A 20,209-nucleotide genomic window follows, 5' to 3' on the forward strand; every position below is an offset into this window, starting at 1 on the left:
TGTTCCGCTTTCAGGAATCTTTTTACTGGCATGATGCACACACCCTTGGTTTATCTTGTTGCTATTTTATGCGACTTAAATGTGGAACAGCTTATCTGGCAAGAAGGGGTTGCTCCTTTTGTAGTGGTAGAATTGCTTTCTCCTGGCACTGAAAAAGAAGACTTAGGACAAACTCTGCGGGAGATTAACCAACCACCGACCAAATGGGAAGTTTATGAGCGGATTTTGCGAGTTCCTTACTACATTGTGTTTGACCGCTACACTGACAAACTCCAAGCATTCCAATTAGTTGCAGACCGCTACAGTGAATTGGACTTAAGTACCTCACGGGTGTGGATGCCGGGTTTGGAATTGGGCTTAGGACTTTGGCAAGGTTCTTACCAAGGAATTGAGCGATTGTGGCTACGTTGGTATGATGCATCCGGGAATTGGCTTTCCACGCCGCTCGAACGAGAAAGTCAACGTGCTAACAAATTAGCAGCACAACTGCGAGAGTTAGGCGTTAACCCTGATGAGTTATGAAAATGCGATCGCATCAGTAGGGGCACACAGCAATGTGCCCCTAAACATCTTGACTCACAAGGCTTTTAAAATCTCCTCATCTACAGAAAAATCTACTTCGGCTTTGTCTTTTGCATTAGCCAAATAATCATTTTCCAAGGAGTCATTCAGCCCGGAAATTAAATCATATTCCGGTTGCCAGTTTAATTCTGTTTGCGCTTTATTCACCGAAGCAAAGAAATGCTGCACCCGCATCGGAAAAGCTTTGCGCTTGCCGAAATCAAACTTTTTCGGGTCGTAATGGACGATTTTTACAGCATCGGGTGATTTACCAGCCGCTACAGCACTAGCACGGGCTAAACCATCAAAAGTGACAAAGCGATCGCCAGAGATATTATAAATCTCTCCTATGGCTTGTTTATTGCCCAAAACCTGAGTCATTGCCCGTGCTAAGTCTTTTACATGACCTAGCTGTGTGATATGCAGTCCATTTCCGGGGATGGGAATCGGGCGATCGCGCACAATTCTGTCAAAAAACCAGCCTTCCAACTCATTATAATTACGAGGACCGTAAATATAAGTAGGACGAATAGAGGTAAAGGGCAATCCCACTTGAGTCAGGTAAGCCTCTGTTTCATGTTTACCCTTGTGGCGACTTTTGGGATCTACCGGATCACCTTCGATGTGGGGCAATTGATCAGATTTGAGATACACCCCCGCAGAACTCATATACACAAAATGTTGCACTCGGTCTTGAAAAATCTCTGCCAGTGGTTGAGTATCAGTAAGTTCCCGTCCGTTATTGTCAAAAATGACATCAAAGTTTTCTTGTGATAACTTTGCTTTTAATTGAGTAGCATCCGTGCGATCGCCTATAATTTGTCCTACTCCCTGTAAAGGAGGTGCTGGCCGATTCCCACGATTGAACAGCACCACCTCGTGTCCTTGTTCCACTAGTAATTGAGTCAAATACACACCAATGAACCGAGTACCACCCATAATTAGAATTCGCATAAATTCCCCCTTTCTATATCAGTTGTTGTTAAGGAGTGGGCAGAGACGCGATTAATCGCGTCTGTACTGGGGAGATGAGGGAGATGAGGGAGATGAGGGAGACAATGAGAATAAACAATGCCCCATGCCCAATGCCCAATGCCCCATGCCCCATGCCCAATGCCCAATGCCCAATGCCCAATGCCCATGCCCAATCTGAGGTTATCAGGTTACAGCATCTATCTGGAACCTCTGGGGGAAAGATTGCGTCCCATTTGCTAATCTAGGGCGCTTCCCGTTAATTAATCACAAGGAGAAACTTTTCAGTCGGAGTCTAAGAAAACTATCTTCAATTTTGAATTTTGAATTTTGAATTGTTTAGCTGTGCCCTTGAAATATGCTCTAGTTCATGAGTGGCTGACACCTAAAGCCACCGGTGGTTCAGAACTCGTTGTCCGAGAAATTTTGAATCATATTGATGCTGATTTGTATGCCCTCATCGATTTTGAATCCAGCAATAGAGAAAGTTATTTATACAAGCGTCAGATTGGCAAGACCTTTCTCCAGAACTTTCCCTATGCCCGCAACGGTGTACAAAAATACTTGCCTTTGTGGCCGTTGGCAATTGAACAACTGGATTTACGGCATTATGACGTAATTCTGTCTTCATCCCACGCTGTCGCCAAAGGAATTCTTACCACTCCCGAACAGATGCATATTTGCTACTGTCACAGCCCAATGCGCTATGCCTGGGACTTGACCTTTGATTATCTGCGCCACAGCAAACTGGGTAGTGGGTTGCCTGGGTGGATGACGCGATATCTATTACATCGTTTGCGCCAGTGGGATGTATTGAGTGCCAATCGCGTTGATTACTTCATTGCCAACTCCCAGCATACAGCTCGGCGGATTTGGCGTTGCTATCGGCGAGAAGCAACAGTCATTTACCCACCAGTGAATATTGCGGAATTTCCATTTCTGTCTGAGAAAGAGGACTTTTACCTGATAGTTTCTCGGTTAGTGAGTTACAAGCAAGTATCGTTGATTGTCAACGCTTTTAATCAACTAAAACGACCATTAGTAGTAATTGGGACAGGAGATGAAATGAAAAAGATTCGTGAGATGGCAAATTCCAATATCCAAATACTGGGATGGCAACCCGATAATGTGGTAAAAAAATATATGTCTAGGGCTAAGGCTTTTGTGTATGCAGCTTGTGAAGATTTTGGTATTGCCCTAGTGGAAGCACAAGCCTGCGGCACGCCAGTGATTGCCTATGGTGCAGGGGGTGCTCTAGAAACAGTGCGAGATATCCGCTCTGATGTGGATACAGGGACAGGTATATTTTTCAGGACGCAAACAGAGGCAGCTTTGGTGGAGGCAGTAGAAAAGTTTGAAATGTATGAGAGTTCATTCAGTTCCGAGTATATGCGATCGCACGCCGCGCAGTTTTCACCGCAAATCTTTGCAACTCGTTATCTAGATTTTGTAAACAAGTGCAACGAAAAAAGACCGTTTTTGCAGTAATGGTCTGGGTTAATCTCTTATTTTTTTAGGCTTTTGGCAATTTCCCCCCAGAAGCACCTCATTTTGGCTTTAATATTGGGACTATGTGTGGTGTGGATTATTAAGGAGTATGATGACTGCCCAGAGCTCACTCCTCTCCGGCAAGCGAGGCGTACGGCAAGACACTAGAGCGTCTACGCGTACTTTCTTAAAACGCGGTCAAAAAACAAAGACGCCAAAAGTTAAACCCAAAGGTTTATCTTTTCAGGGTTTAAACGGAGAGTTTGCCAAACGACTGTTCGATATAGTGTTTTCGCTGTCGGTGTTAATTTTGTTCTTGCCCGTCTACTTAATCTTGGCCTTGCTGATTGCTTTCAGCTCCGAAGGTCCAATTTTTTATGTCCACGAACGGGTAGGGAAAAATTACAAAGCGTTTAATTGTATTAAATTCCGAACAATGGTGAGCAATGCGGATGAAATCCTCGTGCAAATGATGGAAACATCCCCCCAGTTGCGACAAGAATTTGAGAGCAGTTTTAAGCTGAAACAAGATCCCCGGATTACCAAAATTGGTCGATTTTTGCGAATTACCAGCTTAGACGAATTTCCCCAGTTCTGGAACGTTTTAAAAGGGGACATGAGTGTAGTCGGCCCCCGACCCTTAGTAGCAGAGGAACTGCCAAAATACGGTTTTCACATTGATGAGATTTTAACAATCCGTCCAGGAATTACTGGTTTGTGGCAGGTATCTGGGCGTAATGACATTCCTTACCCTCGGCGAGTCCAAATAGACCTCCATTATGTCAAATTTAGGAATTTATGGCTTGATTTATGGATCATCTTGAAAACTGTTGATATAGTCATTCTGCCCAAAAATAACGGGGCATACTGAGTAACTACTTAGGGTCGATTCTGTGGGGCAGTTAATGCCCCTAAGTAGCAAATTCTACCTGTAAAACGGACTGTTCATCTTTCTTTTAGTTATCTATATTTGTGCCTTTCTACTTAGCTCAGACCTCTTTAAGTGTGGATTTTTGCCAGAAGTCTAATCTCAAATCCTATTTTATTCAGTCTTCACAAAACCAGAAATATATGAAGTTTTCACAAAAAACAGCGTACACAAAAAGAATTTTTATCTAAAAAAATATACATAATTAAACAATCTTCATCTATCTCAGGTTGGTTTACGTGTTAAATTCATTTTTATATAAGTATATTTATCTACGGAAAAAGTATCATAATCACAATAACTCGTAGGTTTCCCATTAGGCAATTCGGCAATTAGCTGCTAAGTTGTATCAGATTGCCTGTAACTTTTTAATCAAAGACAATAAAGGAGAATTGAGCATGACGCAAGAAAAGCGAGCGTTAATTACTGGTATTACTGGTCAAGATGGTTCATATCTAACTGAGTTTTTGCTGGAAAAAGGTTATGAGGTTCATGGCATTATTCGCCGAACCTCTACCTTCAACACAGACCGCATCGATCACATTTACGAAGACCCCCACAAAGAGGGAGTGCGGTTGTTTCTGCACTACGGTGACTTGACGGATGGTACGACCTTGCGGCGTATTTTAGAAGAAGTCAAGCCAGTAGAAATTTACAACCTGGGCGCTCAATCCCATGTCAGAGTCAGCTTTGATTCGCCAGAATATACGGTGGATGCTGTAGGAATGGGTACGCTGCGTCTGTTGGAAGCAATTCGAGACTACCAACAGCGTACCGGAATTCAGGTGCGATTTTACCAGGCGGGTTCTTCAGAAATGTACGGTTTAGTACAAGCAATACCTCAAACTGAGACAACGCCCTTTTATCCGCGTAGTCCCTATGCCTGTGCAAAAGTTTACGCCCACTGGCAAACTGTAAATTATCGTGAGTCTTATGGTTTGTTTGCTTGTAACGGCATACTTTTTAACCACGAGTCACCACGACGGGGTGAAACCTTTGTAACCCGCAAAATTACTAGAGCAGTGGCTGGTATCGTTGCTGGTAAGCAGAAAAAAATTTACATGGGTAATCTAGATGCCAAGCGAGATTGGGGCTATGCGAAAGATTACGTCAAAGCCATGTGGTTGATGTTGCAGAAAGAGGAGCCAGAGGATTACGTAATTTCTACTGGTGAAACTCACTCGGTACGGGAGTTTTTGGAACTGGCATTTAGTTATGTGAATCTCAATTGGCAAGATTATGTAGAGTTTGATGAGCGTTACCTCCGTCCATCTGAGGTAGAGTTATTGATTGGCGATTCTACGAAAGCACGGCAGAAGTTGGGCTGGGCACCATCAATAACCTTTGAAGAACTAGTTTCTCTAATGGTAGAAGCAGACTTACAAGCATTGGGTCACACTTCACCCAATGGAAATGGTTCGCAATTTCAACATGATATTGCTACTACTCGTCAAGAACTAGGCGCTTTGCATTTCTGATTCGCGCACCACAGAGGATAAAAATATGACCGCCTTAGAACTAAAAAATCAACGCATTCTCGTCACTGGTGGGTCGGGGTTTCTAGGTCGTCAGGTGATCGATCAACTGTGTAAAGCAGGGGCTGATCGTGAGAAGATTACAATACCGCGATCGCAAGATTCCGATCTACGTGTTTGGGAAAATAGCCAACGTGCAGTTGACCAGCAAGACATAATTATTCACCTAGCAGCTCATGTCGGTGGCATCGGTTTGAACCGCGAAAAACCCGCAGAGTTGTTTTACGATAACTTGATCATGGGAACCCAGCTAATTCACGCTGCCTATCAAGCTGGAGTCGAAAAATTCGTTTGTATTGGCACAATCTGCGCTTATCCTAAATTTACCCCAGTGCCATTCAAAGAAGATGATCTTTGGAAAGGCTACCCAGAGGAAACCAACGCCCCCTACGGAATTGCAAAAAAAGCGCTTTTAGTCCAATTGCAATCTTACCGCCAGCAGTACGGTTTTAATGGGATTTACTTACTGCCAGTAAATTTATATGGCCCAGAAGATAACTTTGACCCCGGAAGTTCCCACGTTATTCCAGCATTAGTTCGCAAAGTTCACCAAGCCCAAATTAACGGAGAAAAGCTACTTCCAGTTTGGGGTGATGGCAGTCCCACGCGCGAGTTTCTCTATTCAGAAGATGCAGCGCGCGGGATTGTTATGGGGACTCAATTCTATAACGAATCGGAACCAGTTAACTTGGGAACGGGTGAGGAAATCTCTATCCTTAATTTAGTAACTCTAATCTGCGAATTGATGGAGTTTAAGGGTGAAATTGTTTGGCAAACTGACAAGCCTAATGGTCAACCCCGCCGTTGTTTAGATACTGAAAGGGCGAAGCAAGCCTTTAATTTCACGGCTCAGGTGAGCTTTGAGAAAGGGCTAAAGAATACCATTGAATGGTACCGTCAACACGCTGCATAACGATGTACTAATGAGTGTAGTGTACTTAAGCTGGGCGATGCCCAGCTTATTTATTTGACGCTATAAATTTTTATGGACAAAGTTAATCATCAATTAAATAAAGCAGAACTACGCCGCACTTTACTTAAAACACGTCAATCAATGTCCGTTGGAGAGTGGAGAGAAAAAAGCGATCGCATTTGCTCTCATTTACAAAACTCTACTTTCTTTACCCAAGCAAAAACAATACTTGCTTATTTCAGCTTTCGCCAAGAACCTGACCTCAGTCCACTATTTGCAAACACCAAATACCGTTGGGGATTTCCTCGCTGCGTTGATAAATCCCTATGTTGGCATATTTGGGCACTTGAAGATTCTGTGCAAAGTGGCGCTTATGGCATTATTGAACCACACCCCAACGCTCCAATCATAGATGCTGCTGAAGTAGATTTGATTCTCGTCCCCAGTGTAGCTTGCGACTATCAAGGATATCGTTTGGGTTATGGCGGCGGATATTACGATCGCTTGCTCAGTTTACCGCAGTGGCAGACAAAGCCGACTATCGGAATTGTCTTTGATTTTGCCTATTTGTCCCAAATACCGATTGAATCTTGGGATAAACCACTACAAGCTATCTGTGCGGAAACCGGATTGACTCAAAAAGGTTGAAGGATTCAGGATGATGAAGGACAACATCATCAAATGAAGAAAGTGAAATTGTAGAATGATTATTGGCACAAGTTGACCAATTAAATATTCTTAAAACTAGAGCTAGATATACCTTAAATGTTTTTCAAAATAAACAGCAAGTAGCTTGAGTGTTTACATTTCTGTTGAATTACAAAATAAAATTTGCAAAATCAAATGCTGAACTGGAAAAAATCACGATCGCAAAGTCTGCTAATGTATGCGCTATTGGGAGCGATCGCACTGGTGATGCTCTTTCCTTTACTATGGTTAATTAGTACATCCTTAAAATCGCCTACGGAAAATATTTTTCAGTCGCCGCCACAGTTATTGCCTACTCAACCAACACTAAATAACTTCTCTAGTGTGTGGAACTCTCTACCTTTTGGACAATACCTGTATAACAGTACTTTGGTGTCAGTGCTGACTGTGGGCTTAAATCTGCTATTTTGCGCTTTAGCTGCCTATCCGTTGGCAAGATTATCGTTTGTGGGGCGAGACTGCATTTTTGTAGCGATCGTCTCCACGATTATGATTCCCTTCCAAATCGTGATGATTCCCCTGTATATTTTGACAGTCCAGTTGGGTTTGACAAATAGTTATTTGGGGATGATTTTTCCGAGTTTAGCTTCTGCCTTTGGCATTTTTCTGTTGCGCCAAGCTTTTATGAGTGTCCCCAAAGAGATAGAAGAAGCCGCCCGAATGGATGGCAGTTCGGAGTTAGGTTTGTGGTGGCATATAATGTTACCAGCAGTTCGCCCAGCACTGGTAACTTTAGCTATTTTTGTATTCATTGGTGCTTGGAGTGATTTTTTGTGGCCTTTAATTATCATCCAAGACGAAAATTTATACACTCTTCCTTTGGGAGTCGCAAAGCTAGCAGGGACATTTTCTCTTGACTGGCGGTTGGTAGCTGCTGGTTCAGTAATTGCGATCGCCCCAGTATTATTACTATTTTTATTTGTACAACGTTACATTGTACCCACAGAAACAGGTAGCGGTGTCAAGGGATAGAAATCTCTCTCCCCATGCCCAATGCCCCATGCCCCATGCCCCAATTCAATAAGCACCAGTCTTTTTCAATACTACCCAGATAGTTTTAATAATTAGACTCAGATCATAAGTTACAGACCACTTGTTTTGATAATCTATATCCATCTTGACAATAGTTTCAAAGTCTGTAATGCTGGAACGTCCATTAGCCTGCCATTCTCCAGTAATGCCTGGTTTGACTCGCAATCTATCCCAGTGGTGTAGATCGTAATGGCTAACTTCATCAAGAGTCGGTGGACGAGTACCAACTAAACTCATGTCCCCTAACAAAACATTCCAAAATTGGGGTAATTCGTCCAAGCTAGTACGCCGCAAAAATTTACCCACATAAGTAATGCGAGGATCGTCAACAGACTTAAAGATGTGACCTTTGGCTTGGTTTTCAACCAAATGCTTGAATTTATCGGCATCGACGATCATCGAACGGAATTTCCATATGCGGAAAGTTTTTCCGTTCAAACCACAGCGAATTTGGGAATAGAGTATTGTATTTGGATCATGTATAAAGGTAACAATTACTACAGGAATTGCTACTATAAGTGTAATAACCAGCCCCACAATAGCTCCAACAATGTCAATTAATCGTTTTCTCACGCTTAAAGTTGACGGGTGTGAAGGCTGTTGCGAACAATTTACTGAATAAAGATAAAGATTATTCACAAAGGCTAACTTATCTACAACAGGACTTTTTGCATTAGTAGTGTAGACATGGACATAATTTTTAGGCGATTTTTACTGCTTCTGTCGTTCCTACCGAGTGTTAACATACACAAAATTTAAACAATATAAAAACCGAAAACCCAAAGTTTACAGAATCTTTCAATTAAGATGGTAGATTATAAATCTACAGTATTTTCAGCATTATTTTTCCATCAGATAAAAATATAGTGTTATTCGTACACATCCAAAAAATTACAATTATTAGAGTAGAGAGCCACATGAGGATGTGACCGACGTAAAATCGGCGTATGCGTCGTTTGGGCATGGGGATGCTAGACGAGAGCGAGGGTAAACCCGCCTACATCTCTGGCTTATGAATGCGTTGCACCTTGATCAACCTCTAAAACGAAATTCACCGTATATGGCTCCTCCAGTGATTGCTGATTACTAGCCTTGATCGCATCTAAATAGCGACGCAAAGACAGCAGTTGTTGGGAATTCGGACGATAAGTGAGACTTCCCTGTTTTTCAAAAAGTGGTGCTGTGGCGATCGCCTGATAGTCGGGATTTTCTTGCGAACTCTGGGTAAGCCAAGTTGAGTCTGTAACTGAAGGTATCAAACCGGAAGGCAATTCCCCTGACAAGAAAGCCAGCAGGCGTTGCTGACAAGTGCGAGTATTGATCCCACGACCCTCAAATAACTGGATAACTTCACCGAAAGATAAGGGTCGATCTGGTAGTAGCCGCAGCAATTCTGTAAATAGGAAATAATCAGTGTATTGTTGCCTGGGTATATCTAAAATCTGGGGATGTAGAGGCAACATCGCCAAACCATAAGCAACGCGACTGCAATTTGGAGCGCCGTTTTCGCCGAGATATAAATCTTGAATAATCTTAGCGCTGGGGAGTTTTTGTCGTAGCCACCGGTTCACCGTCCCGATACAAGCCACCCCACCAGTCAGGATAGCTTGATTAATTGCTTCTGTGGGGATACCACGAGCTACCAATAATTTGTTGAGTTCTCGGTTTAGGCGGCGCACAAAGGGGATAAATACCTGACTTTCTAAGTCTCGTCGCTGCAAAATCCACTGCTGATCGGCCAATTCCAGGGTAAAAGAGTCTTGGTGTTGCAAAATCAGCTTGAGGGCTAGTGCCGCATCTAATACCGCCTGTCCTAGTAGAGAACTTTCTAAACGCTGCTGAAGGCGAATCCGAGCGATGATATCTGGTTCTCCGACTCTGGGTAATTCTAATTCTTCCAACCCTAAACTCTGCCAACGCATTTGGTCTAAACCGGGAATTGAGGGTTGCCATTGCCAAGGATTACTGGTAATAGTTTTGCGTTGGCGTAGCCCGCCGCAGGCATCGCTTGCTGTTTCTGGGCGTGATTGCCGAGATTTAGGTGGCAAAAGCAGCTGGCAGATTATATCTTGTTCAATTCCCTTGCCAGCATAGGCAAAACTGTGGAGCATGAAATCATTGTATGTCAATTGCAGTGAGGTTTCTGGTACATCGACCAGCAACATTTCTGTGGCAGTTGTCCCAATGTTAATTACAAGAGTGTTGCCAAGAATGGGATGTTCGCTGGTTTTTGCTGGATGAGAACCTTGACTATCGCTTAATTTTACTTGCTCACCGTTAGCACCATCCAGTTCTGGGAGTAGACTAGCGATCGCTTCTTCCACAAAAAAGACTTGCTGCGGATGTTGAATCAGTTTGCTAGTGAGTAAAGCTTCCCGCACGTTAAAGCGGTATTGTTCCGACCAGCTAGATGGACAGGTACAAATTACACCAGCAATATTATTGATAATCTGGGGAAAATTTTGTTCGCTGATCCCAACAGCAGCAGCTATTAAACTAGGGGTGGTACTAGTATGATCAGATTTCAGGGTTAATAGTAGCTTAGAGAGCGATCGCACCACCCAAATCAAAGGGCCAGCCGAAAATTCATTTAATTGCAAAACAGGTTCCCATTTTTCCCGTTCACTCTTGTAGGGAATGGCTACTTGTAAATAGGGCTTCAACTGCGCCGAGTAGAGATTATTTCTCATCGGTTCTGCTGTTGATCTCGGTGTTGCAGGAGTGGTAGCCGAGTGATCCGGCACTTTATCTTGGGCAACAGCCGCAGGTGCTGTCTGCTCATGTGCTTCGATACTTTCGTTTTCGCCTTGGGGTATAGAAGCTGTAGGCAGATAAACCTCTGTTGGTAAACGAAACGATTGCTGAAAGGAAGTCGTTCCTGGCGGATTTTCTGCTGACCAGTAGATAGGATGTACAACAAAAGTCGAGCGATTTAATAATGCGGCAGAAATTCCTGTTGTACCTAAATCAATTCCTAAATACCAGACTGATTCTAGAACATTGAGCGAAACTTCTGGATTATTTATGGAGTTGGAAATTGCAGGTAAAGAACTTTCTTCAACAGGAGTTGTGACTTCATTTTTTTCAGTTTCTACCAGGGGAACTGCCAAACTGGAGAAAGCCGCAGTTGAGGTATTTTCTGTTTGCGGCTCAGGGGAAGTCGTGGCGATCGTGTCTTGAGTGTTACCAATCACTTCCGGGTAAATATCCAAGTTAGTATCTGGCTGCAACTCAGAATTTAGCTGCCGATCAAAATTAGCCAAATCCCGATCTAATTGCTGCAACTGTTCTTCATCTAAAGAAATATCAGGTACGGCTGGAGACTGGTTTGACTCAACAGAAAGCAAGTTTTCCTGGGATGAAGCAGTAATGTAGTTATCTGAAGATGGTTCTGGCTGATCATCGTTAATTAATACTTCCGATGTGGCGATACCTTCGGTAGGCTTTGCCAACGCAATTTCTGCTACTTCTGGAGTAACTGGGGCTGTAATTGTGGCATCCTCCACAGAGAATAATACTTCCAGGAGTTGCTGCTCACTACCCGTATCAGGTAATAGGTCAGTTAGGGTATTAATTGTATCAACACTAACTGGCTGAGTGCCGAGTTCCACGGGCAAACCTTCTGTTTGTGGCACAGAGTTGCTAAGAGGCGAGTCTAGGTCAGTATCCTCTTCAAAAAATAATTCTTCCTGTGGCTCGGATGATGAATCTGTGGTTTCTGCTAAAGTTTCTTGGGTTGAAAGACCCATATCCACGGTTGGAGACACAGGTGCGCCCTCAGCGATGTTTAACGGTGATGGGGAGGCTGTAAAAGCAGATAAGTCAACATCGAGGCTTGAATTATTAACATCATCAGTACCAAACAAACTGGCGTAAAGTTGGTCTACTTCATCACCAATTAACGCAGAAATATCTTGCGGTAATTCGGTCGAGCTTTCAGAAGATTGAGACGAGTGTAAACCAAGCTGCAACAGCGCTGCATCTAAATCTTCTGTGAGGGTAGTCTCTTGTGGCTCAGAATTAATTGTCAGTGAAGATGAAGTTTCTGGCTGTATAAACTCCAACGGCTGGGGCGTAACTTCAGCAGCGATCGCTCCGGGGTCAGCCAATGATGGTGGTGTCTCAGATTCTACCCCCAGGAAAGATGATTGAGAACTAGGGGATTGTTGCTGCAAATTCTGGGTCAAATTGTTGAGAAAGCTGGCCATCAGCTGTTCGCCTTGCATCCCCTTGCTATGCATTCTTGCCAGTGCTTGCGACAGGGATTCGTAATAAGTATTAATGTTGCGCTGTAGTGCCTCAAAGACTACATTCACCGTCCCATCTAGTGATAATAGGCGTTGATCCAACTCCCTGGACAACTGGGTTAACCGCTCCCCACCGTCTGGTGATTCTAAAAAAGGTTGATTTGCAGAAATTGTTGGTTCTGAGTTGGTGTGATTAGTTACTCCTGATGAAGTGGGGGAATTTGCCAAATTCTGTCCTACCAGTGGCGTTAAAGTTGGCAGAAGACGACTCATGAGTACTTGTAAAAACTCGGTAATAATTTGCTCCTGGTTTGTCAACTGCTGCGCTAAGGAGTAGTTTTGCAATCGCCTTTGCTCTAGCTGCCGAATTTCCTGTATGAGAGTGGCTCGCTCTTGCAATAGTCCTTCTAATTCCGATCGCAATGGCCCAATCAATCTCGAAAATTCACTTTTTAATTGTCCGGCTTCAACAGCAATCTGTTGCTGATTGGGTTCGATCTGCGGTAGTGGATACTGGTTATGACCTTGATCAACTAATTTTGTTAATAAAGGCGAACGCGGTTCTTCAGAAGACTGATTTGGAATGCCTCTCTCTAATGCTTCTTTTTCTTGTAACCTCACCAAGAAGTCACGAATTCGCTCTAAAACTTCTTTAGGCTCTTGCGCCTGACCAGACAGAAATTTAGACAGGCGCTTGCCACCGTTGGCAAGTAAGTTGTCAATGTCTGCGATCAGCTTTTGAATTTCATCTGCACTGAAAGTCACTTTTATCACCTTACCTATAAATGTATGTCAACTAATGTGACAATTACTTTACAATCACCGTACCCCTATGAGGATCTTGCTAGGCGCAGCATCGACCATAGGAGAAGTTTTGAGTGGCAAAAGCCGCTGCTTGGACTTGTGACTGTCATTATGTTATGGATTAGTGGGAGTCGTGGCAATCTTCACCCTGTTCTTTTTGGTATCATTGATGTTGTTTGCCTATATTCTTAACTAATCAAGTTTGCAGTGCAGCTAGCCCCTAAGCAATACAACCGCCGGCTATAAACTACTTTTTGCAAAACTTTTACCCCGTTTAACTTATAGGTAAAGATTGTTTAGAAAAACGTTCTTGTCGCTTTCTTCTGTAGCATAGTTTAGTTTTATCTTTGAAAGGGAGCTGTTCTTTGATAGCTGAAGCTAAAAATGGCGCTCTTGTTTGTTATGTGTATATAGCAGCTTAAATAAAATGTCGTAATGGAAGACCGATATAGCTTGCAAGCACAGGCTAATCCCTGGATGATCACCTCTGCTCCCTTTTTTCAAGGGTTGCCAGAAACTGCTGTGGAATCAGCCCTGATCCATCTTGTCACCCGCACTCACCCAGCCAATCAGGTGATTCTGTTGGAAAATGACTGGGGCGGTTCTGTCTATTTTATTTTGGACGGATGGGTAAAAATTCGCACCTACAATCTGGAAGGAAAAGAGGTAACGCTGAATATTCTTGGTAAAGGGGAATTGTTTGGTGAAATGGCCGCACTAGATGAAGTACCTCGATCCACAGATGTGATTACCTTGGCCCCGACGGTAATTGGCAGTATGCCTGCTCAGGATTTTGTCAAGTTACTTCAGATAGAACCCTTGGCGGGAGTTCGATTGGCGCAACTAATGGCACGACGTTTGCGGCAAGTAAATCGCCGATTGCGGTTGCGGGAATCTGATAGTCAGTCAAGGGTGGCAGATACGTTGCTATTTTTGGCAGAAGGACAGGGAAAAAAAGGGCAAACAGGAACCGAAATCCCCAATTTACCTCATCGGGAATTGAGCAGTTTGAGCGGACTGGCGCGGGAAACGGTGACACGAGTGTTGACAAGGCTAGAAAAAAAAGGCTTGATTAGACGGGATCAAGACAGTCTTTGTATTCCCGATTTGTCAGCATTGGAAAGAATGATAGTGTGAAGTACCAAGCGGGGGACTTACGGCAATCAATTAATTAATTATCAGATATGAGTATTTTAGATTCTCTACCAGATGAGCCGGAGGAAGATCCATCGACTGAATCTCCAACTCCCCAGAATCATTGGTTAGACAAAGAACAGCAGTTAATGCCTCCTCAACTTAAGGCTGATGCGCCTTTGAGGATGGTGGAAACGGCCTTTTTAGCCAGTACCGCTAGCTTAATTTGGTTTATTAATTTCTACTTTCCCTTGGGCCCAGTTTTGCGGATATTTTTTCCGGTGCCGATCGCTCTAGTTTATCTGCGTTGGGGCAAACGTGCCGCATGGATGGCAGCACTCACCTCCGGGTTACTACTGACGGTACTGATGGGGCCAGCCCGCAGTTTGCTGTTTGTCATGCCCTACGGGTTTATGGGCGTCCTTTTGGGGGCGACCTGGTATCGTCGTCGTGTTCCCTGGATTGTTTCTATCACCTTGGGTACGCTGTTGGGTACTTTGGGAGTCTTTTTTCGGCTGTGGTTGCTGTCTGTTTTGTCGGGTGAAGACCTGTGGATTTATGTGATTACCCAGGTGACTGAGTTCATTGAGTGGGTATTTTTGAAGCTGAGTTTATTGGCGAGTCCCAGTGTGTTTTTAATTCAAGTGGGAGCGATCGCTTTAATTGTACTCAACAACTTTATCTACCTTTTTGTGGTACATCTGGCAGCATGGTTGCTTTTTGACCGTCTGGGCAACCCTATTCCCCGTCCACCACGCTGGGTGCAAGTCCTCATGGATTATGAGGGTTAGTCATTTGTCATTTGTCTTTGGTTAAATGATGAGTCCTAACTAATCACCCATGCCCAATGCCCAATGCCCAATGCCCCATGCCCCATGCCCAATGCCCCATGCCCAATGCCCAATTCCCAAATTCGTATTTATACCCAAAAAGAACAGGGTGAAGAATGGCTACAACGGTATCGTGGCTGTCTACCCGTATTTGCCTGTGTTTTAGGATTTACTGAAACTGGTTTAATTCCAGGGATTTCAGCAGCTGGTCGCACTCCAGAGGATCGGAAATATACTGCTTGTGCCGATGCCGAGTTTTTGTATTACGGGGCAGAACATAAAGCCCAATATCCCTTACCACCATTAGCGGCTGGGGCTTCACCAGTGCTGATTTCTCGCGCTGTCTTTGAATCATTAAAGATACCAGTTCATTTGTTTAATGCTGGTTTACCCCAGTCTCCTGCTGTGCCAGTAATTGATTTGGGTGGCGCTCCTGCTAAGTGTTTAAGTGGAGGTGCTGCTATGGAAATCACAACGGTACACCACTTGTTTGAACAAGGGCTACTTTGGGGAGAACGCCTTGCTGCCAATATCCAACAGGGGTATCTGATTGTCAGTGAGTGCGTCGTTGGAGGCACTACAACTGCCCTGGCAATCTTAACTGGTTTAGGTATAGAAGCTGCCGGAAAAGTTAACAGTAGCCACCCTGTTTGTAACCACGCGCAAAAGTGGACACTAGTGCAAACTGGACTGGAGAAGATGATGGTGAGCAAAGAACAAGAGGAGATAAACTTCCAATCTCCAATCCAAAATCCAAGTTGCGCTGAAAGCGCACCAAAGGTGCGACTCAAAATCCAAAATTCCGTAGATCCTCTACAACTCGTCGCCGCCGTGGGCGATCCCATGCAAGTAGTGGTAGCTGGGATGGCGATCGCAGCTAGTCGTAGTTGTGGTGTAATGCTGGCTGGTGGGACGCAAATGCTGGCGGTTTATGCGCTGATCAGTGCGATCGCTGAAACTTACACTTTATCATGGCGACCAGAGGCAGTAGTTGTAGGCACAACTCGCTGGGTGGCAGAAGACCCTACTGGCGCTACAGTTGACTTAGCCCTCAGCTTAGGAAAAGGCAGCTTAACTCAGAGTGGAAGAACCCCTCCCCTATTAGCAACTCATCTGAGCTTTGCTGATTCTCGTTATCCCCAACTGAGAGCTTATGAGCAAGGCTTTGTGAAAGAAGGTATCGGTGCTGGAGCCGCTTGCATAGCCGCCCATCTTAGCCAAGATTGGCAGCAACACCAACTTTTGGCAGCCATTGAAGCCCAACTGGAACGGCTAAGTACAGCATCTCATTAATTTGTAACGAATTCTCTGCATAACTCTGCGCTCCTACCCTGCGGGAAGACGGTAGAGTTATGGGTTTAAATTTTAACCCTCAATTCGGTACAATTTTACCAAAGCCGTACTTAGGCAAATCAATAATTAATTAAGGTATAGCGCTTCTTTCTAGCAATTTGAATATGCAACTTTGTTTACCTTCTTGTTTTTCAGGAGAATTATCTGATGAAAATAGTCAAAAAGCTTGGTATTGCAACTACTAGTGCTGTTATAGGTATCACTGGTGTTGCTGCATCTTCTGCGGCACAAGCTGTACAGTTATTTGATTTTCAGTATTCTTTTCCCAGTTATCAGGCAAATGGTACACCGATTTCCGCTAGCGGCATCCTCACTACTACCGATCTAGATCCCATAAACAACAATTACACAATCACAGGAATCAGTGGCACAAGGAAAGCCCAAGGAATTACCGAGACAATCATCGGGCTGCTCTCATCAGGTACATACGGAGTCAATGATAATCTCTTAAATGCGAGTACGCCCCTGTTAAGCCAGAACGGTTTTTCTTACCTGGTTTCTGGGAGCGGAGAAGACGGAAATGGGAAGGTTAACCTCTTCTACAGTAGTTTCAATGAAGGTTATTCAGAGCTTTCAAGCGATGTAGATTATGGCAGTTTTAGTGTCATACCACGTCCTGTTCCCGAACCCTATACAGTAAGTGGCTCATTGCTTGCTCTTGGTTTTGGCTGGTGGACAAAGCGAAGGCAAGCAGTAGCTTTTCAGAAGAAGCCCCATAAAGGCATTTATAGCAGTCGCCAAAGCCGTTAGGACAGTTGGCGGGAAACGCGCCTTCAACAGCGTACTTTGTGATTTTATTGCTGTCCTAAGCTACCTGTCCGTTGCTATATCTGTAATATTCTTACTTAAAGTAATACCAAGTCGCCTTCATGACATATCACTAGACGACTTGGTATTAACATAAAATATCAGCTATAGCTAAAATTAAAAATTTCCAGGATTGTCATCAAGTGCCAGCAAGAAATTAATCAGGTCTGCTTGCTGGTTGGAATTAAACCCAGCCTGTTGATCTACGTAGAAGTGATGACCCGTACCATCAAGGTTACTAAACACTAAACTAGGGTTAGCTTTATTGGCTTTTACAACTAAGGTACGAAGATCGCGGTCAACTAAAGCACGCAAGCTGCTAGCAGCATCGGCTGCTATACCTTGATTGAGAGTGCCAGTTAACCCTAATCCCCTCTTGTCAACTACCGTGAAACTACCATTTGAGTTAATCTTCAAACTTCCTGCGCGTATTGCTACGCCACCATCGTGCAAATATGGTGCGCTTAAATAAAGACCACGTAACGTAGTAGTTTTATAACCACCTTTTGGTAGTATACCTTTGGGTAGAGTCGTGGGAGTATCAGAGATACCCAGCGTTGGTAAATCTAGCACTTCAGCATTAGCAGGTATGGGAACGGGAGTGTTAAAAGTGTATAGCTTGGGTGGTACTAACAATTTATTCAGCGCCAAGTGAGACTCAGCACGGGCTGGGTTAGTACGAATTTCATCAATTGGATGAATTTTGTTGTCAGTGAAGAAGGGTGGAATATGGCAAGTTGCACAATTGGCTTTCTCAAAAACTTTTGCGCCACGTTTAACAGAATTGTTGTTCAACGCTTGCCAGTTTTCCGAAGTCTGGTTAGCAGGCGGTACTAAGCTATTTTGAAAAGCAGACATAGCATTGTCAGCAAATAAGAAAGAGCCACTGGCAATATCGCCCGGCTTTCCAGTATTTGGGCTGAAAACCAAACCATTGCTTGTAAATAGATTGACTTGCAGGTTTGGGTAACTTCCTGTGCCAGGAGCAGGAATTTGGTCTTCTAATTCTGCTTGTGTAGGATTCGGTGCAATCACTCCGCGTAGCCACTCCGAGGGTTTTAGTGTCACTCCTTCTGGTAAACGTAGGCTAGGAGTGGCAGCATTCTGAAGAAATGTACCAATATAAACTTCTGGGTCAATACCAAGAGTTTTTGAACTTAATTGAGCAGCTGCCAACAAGTTAATTTCTGAAGAATGGACAGCACTGGTGAGAGAAGTCAGTCCAGCAAAGGGTCCAACAGCCGAAGTTCCATCTGCACCATAAGGCTGATTCTTAAATGTGAATAAACTGGGAATTTGGGTGGTGTTATTAATGCCATCTGGTGAACTCTCGAAATTACCAAAAGGTAAACCTAATAAGGCATCATCAAAAGCTTTTTCAAACTTTTCAGGATCTGGTAATCTTACTACATTACCTTTACTGTCAATAATAGTTTTGCCATTACCTTGGTATTGTGGGTCTAGGGGGTTGAATTTTGCCCGTGCAAACGCAGCCGCTGAATTTGGTGCTAAGGCAAGAAAAAGGGGAAAGGCAATTTCACTATTTGGGACTCCTGGAAGACTTTTACCTTCCTTGGAAAGAGTGACATGACAAATTGCACAGGTAAAGTCACCATTAGGCGCACTTCCGACAATATTTCCTCCCTTGTCCACTTTTAAGCCTGTATTAATGACAGTTCCTTTGAGAAAAGTCCGACTACCTAAGGGGATATCCTTTAAGAGGGTAATGTGTAAGTTGTTCGTTGGCTGACCTTGCAAATTATAAATTGCTCTAGCATATTCTTCTGCAAGAATAGCAGAGCCTTGCCCAAGACCGAATACGCCTTGCAAACCAAATGTGTCGCCAACTTTACGGTTGAAGAATATATTTTCGCCTTGAGTGATTAATTCCTGAGTAACTTTAACTGCTCCTACCCGTTGATAGGAAATGGGATTTTTAGGGTCAAATCCTTTATTTACAACTAGTTGTGATGCTTCTTGAGGACTCAGCAGTTTGCCAAAATAGTCGTAATAGCCTAACGGTTGAGTCGGAGCAGGTTGCAAAAGGTCAATTTTTGCGAAAGCTGTCTGGCTTGTGATCAACCAATTTGATAACAAGATGCCAAAAACACTAATGATAAAAACGCAGATTAATAAGAAAATCTTGGTTTTTGAACGATACAAAACCCTAAAGACACCAGTCTTAGGGTTGTTGTTTTTTTGTTTCATAGTGAGGTAGTGACTAAAAGCCTATAGGTAGATATATCACACTCTTACGTAGATATATGTAATAGCGTGTTTAAGTTTTTTATCAATTTGATGGCTGAATTAGTTGCTTATACTTATATATCTGCCCATAAAGCGATCGCTCGACATTGAACCTAAAGGTTTGTCTTTCCTACCTCCAGCCATTTTTTTAATTCATTCAACTCAGGTTAAATTTAATGAATTCTCTCTCTAAGTAATTGTTCTTCCAAAGTAGCAATGCGATTGTATGCTGCTGTTAATTGTGCTGTCAGTCGTTGTATTTAAATTTCTGGTGTTATGTTATCTCATAAGGTTCATAGTGCATCACCGAGCTAGATTGCATTAAAATGCGCTTGCCATTTTATTCTTACTTAAAGTAATACCAAGTCGCCTTCATGATCTATCACTAGACGACTTGGTATTAACAAAAAATATCAGCTGTAGCTAAAATTAAAAGCTTCCAGGATTGTCATCAAGTGCTAGCAAGAAATTAATCAGGTCTGCTTGCTGGTTGGAATTAAACCCAGCCTGTCTATCTACGTAGAAGTAATGACCTGTGCCATCAAGGTTACTACGCACTAAGTACACGTCACCGTAAAAAAGGGTCGGAAATTATGCGGCAATCACGAGGTCACTTGGAGTCATATTCTTGGAGTCTTGTTTCAAGCATT

General features: G+C 43.4%; 17 protein-coding genes. 12 read left to right on the plus strand and 5 right to left on the minus strand.

Annotation, left to right across the window (positions count from 1 at the left end):
• Positions 1 to 522, plus strand: a 522-nt coding sequence (locus V7L05_RS25135) for a Uma2 family endonuclease (protein WP_335168124.1), incomplete at its 5' end; no start/stop codon positions are given.
• A gap of 54 nt (positions 523 to 576) precedes the next feature.
• On the opposite strand, the gene V7L05_RS25140 is transcribed toward V7L05_RS25135, so the two are convergent.
• Positions 577 to 1,515 carry an NAD-dependent epimerase/dehydratase family protein gene (locus V7L05_RS25140; RefSeq protein ID WP_335168125.1) on the minus strand — a complete coding sequence of 313 codons (939 nt, stop codon included), beginning with the start codon at positions 1,513 to 1,515 and terminating at the stop codon, positions 577 to 579.
• Between the two features lie 35 nt (positions 1,516 to 1,550).
• Here V7L05_RS25140 and V7L05_RS25145 point away from each other — a divergent pair, with 35 nt between their 5' ends.
• From V7L05_RS25145 to V7L05_RS25175, 7 genes are all read left to right on the plus strand, one after another.
• Positions 1,551 to 1,781, plus strand: coding sequence for a hypothetical protein (locus V7L05_RS25145; protein ID WP_335168126.1), 231 nt, complete (start codon positions 1,551 to 1,553; stop codon positions 1,779 to 1,781).
• Positions 1,782 to 1,878: 97 nt separating this feature from the next.
• Complete coding sequence (locus tag V7L05_RS25150; protein ID WP_335168128.1) at positions 1,879 to 3,021, plus strand: glycosyltransferase; 1,143 nt, start codon at positions 1,879 to 1,881, stop codon at positions 3,019 to 3,021.
• 112 nt (positions 3,022 to 3,133) lie between these two features.
• Positions 3,134 to 3,892: a sugar transferase gene (locus V7L05_RS25155; RefSeq protein ID WP_335168147.1), complete on the plus strand. Its 759-nt coding sequence runs from the start codon at positions 3,134 to 3,136 to the stop codon at positions 3,890 to 3,892.
• A 455-nt stretch (positions 3,893 to 4,347) separates the two neighbouring features.
• Entirely contained in the window at positions 4,348 to 5,427 is a 1,080-nt protein-coding gene (gene gmd, locus V7L05_RS25160; protein WP_335168129.1) for a GDP-mannose 4,6-dehydratase, read from the plus strand.
• Positions 5,428 to 5,452: 25 nt separating this feature from the next.
• Positions 5,453 to 6,397, plus strand: coding sequence for a GDP-L-fucose synthase family protein (locus tag V7L05_RS25165; protein ID WP_335168131.1), 945 nt, complete (start codon positions 5,453 to 5,455; stop codon positions 6,395 to 6,397).
• A gap of 72 nt (positions 6,398 to 6,469) precedes the next feature.
• Positions 6,470 to 7,045 (plus strand): 5-formyltetrahydrofolate cyclo-ligase, encoded by a 576-nt coding sequence (locus V7L05_RS25170; RefSeq protein WP_335168132.1) that lies wholly within the window; start codon positions 6,470 to 6,472, stop codon positions 7,043 to 7,045.
• 195 nt (positions 7,046 to 7,240) lie between these two features.
• Positions 7,241 to 8,077, plus strand: coding sequence for a carbohydrate ABC transporter permease (locus tag V7L05_RS25175; protein WP_335168134.1), 837 nt, complete (start codon positions 7,241 to 7,243; stop codon positions 8,075 to 8,077).
• Between the two features lie 45 nt (positions 8,078 to 8,122).
• Here the strand turns inward: V7L05_RS25175 and V7L05_RS25180 are convergent, their stop codons facing one another.
• Together V7L05_RS25180 and V7L05_RS25185 are read right to left on the minus strand one after the other, a co-directional pair.
• On the minus strand, positions 8,123 to 8,776 hold the full coding sequence (locus V7L05_RS25180; RefSeq protein WP_335168135.1) for a sugar transferase: 654 nt from the start codon (positions 8,774 to 8,776) through the stop codon (positions 8,123 to 8,125).
• Positions 8,777 to 9,147: 371 nt separating this feature from the next.
• On the minus strand, positions 9,148 to 13,149 hold the full coding sequence (locus V7L05_RS25185; protein WP_335168137.1) for a hypothetical protein: 4,002 nt from the start codon (positions 13,147 to 13,149) through the stop codon (positions 9,148 to 9,150).
• Positions 13,150 to 13,623: 474 nt separating this feature from the next.
• On the opposite strand from V7L05_RS25185, the gene V7L05_RS25190 reads away from it, so the two are divergent.
• The 4 genes from V7L05_RS25190 to V7L05_RS25205 all read left to right on the plus strand — a co-directional run bounded on the left by V7L05_RS25190 (position 13,624) and on the right by V7L05_RS25205 (position 17,255).
• Positions 13,624 to 14,325: a Crp/Fnr family transcriptional regulator gene (locus V7L05_RS25190; protein WP_335168138.1), complete on the plus strand. Its 702-nt coding sequence runs from the start codon at positions 13,624 to 13,626 to the stop codon at positions 14,323 to 14,325.
• Positions 14,326 to 14,372: 47 nt separating this feature from the next.
• Positions 14,373 to 15,113: a DUF2232 domain-containing protein gene (locus tag V7L05_RS25195; protein ID WP_335168140.1), complete on the plus strand. Its 741-nt coding sequence runs from the start codon at positions 14,373 to 14,375 to the stop codon at positions 15,111 to 15,113.
• A gap of 105 nt (positions 15,114 to 15,218) precedes the next feature.
• Positions 15,219 to 16,445, plus strand: a complete 1,227-nt coding sequence (locus tag V7L05_RS25200; protein WP_335168149.1) for a nicotinate-nucleotide--dimethylbenzimidazole phosphoribosyltransferase — start codon at positions 15,219 to 15,221, stop codon at positions 16,443 to 16,445.
• A gap of 207 nt (positions 16,446 to 16,652) precedes the next feature.
• Positions 16,653 to 17,255 carry a PEP-CTERM sorting domain-containing protein gene (locus tag V7L05_RS25205; RefSeq protein WP_335168141.1) on the plus strand — a complete coding sequence of 201 codons (603 nt, stop codon included), beginning with the start codon at positions 16,653 to 16,655 and terminating at the stop codon, positions 17,253 to 17,255.
• A 174-nt stretch (positions 17,256 to 17,429) separates the two neighbouring features.
• On the opposite strand, the gene V7L05_RS25210 is transcribed toward V7L05_RS25205, so the two are convergent.
• Both V7L05_RS25210 and V7L05_RS25215 read right to left on the minus strand, forming a co-directional pair.
• Positions 17,430 to 19,355, minus strand: a complete 1,926-nt coding sequence (locus tag V7L05_RS25210; protein ID WP_335168143.1) for a di-heme oxidoredictase family protein — start codon at positions 19,353 to 19,355, stop codon at positions 17,430 to 17,432.
• Between the two features lie 633 nt (positions 19,356 to 19,988).
• Complete coding sequence (locus V7L05_RS25215) at positions 19,989 to 20,117, minus strand: hypothetical protein (RefSeq protein ID WP_335168145.1); 129 nt, start codon at positions 20,115 to 20,117, stop codon at positions 19,989 to 19,991.
• Between the last annotated feature and the right edge of the window lie 92 nt (positions 20,118 to 20,209).

This window comes from Nostoc sp. (genome assembly GCF_036917755.1).
Classification (GTDB): domain Bacteria; phylum Cyanobacteriota; class Cyanobacteriia; order Cyanobacteriales; family Nostocaceae; genus Nostoc.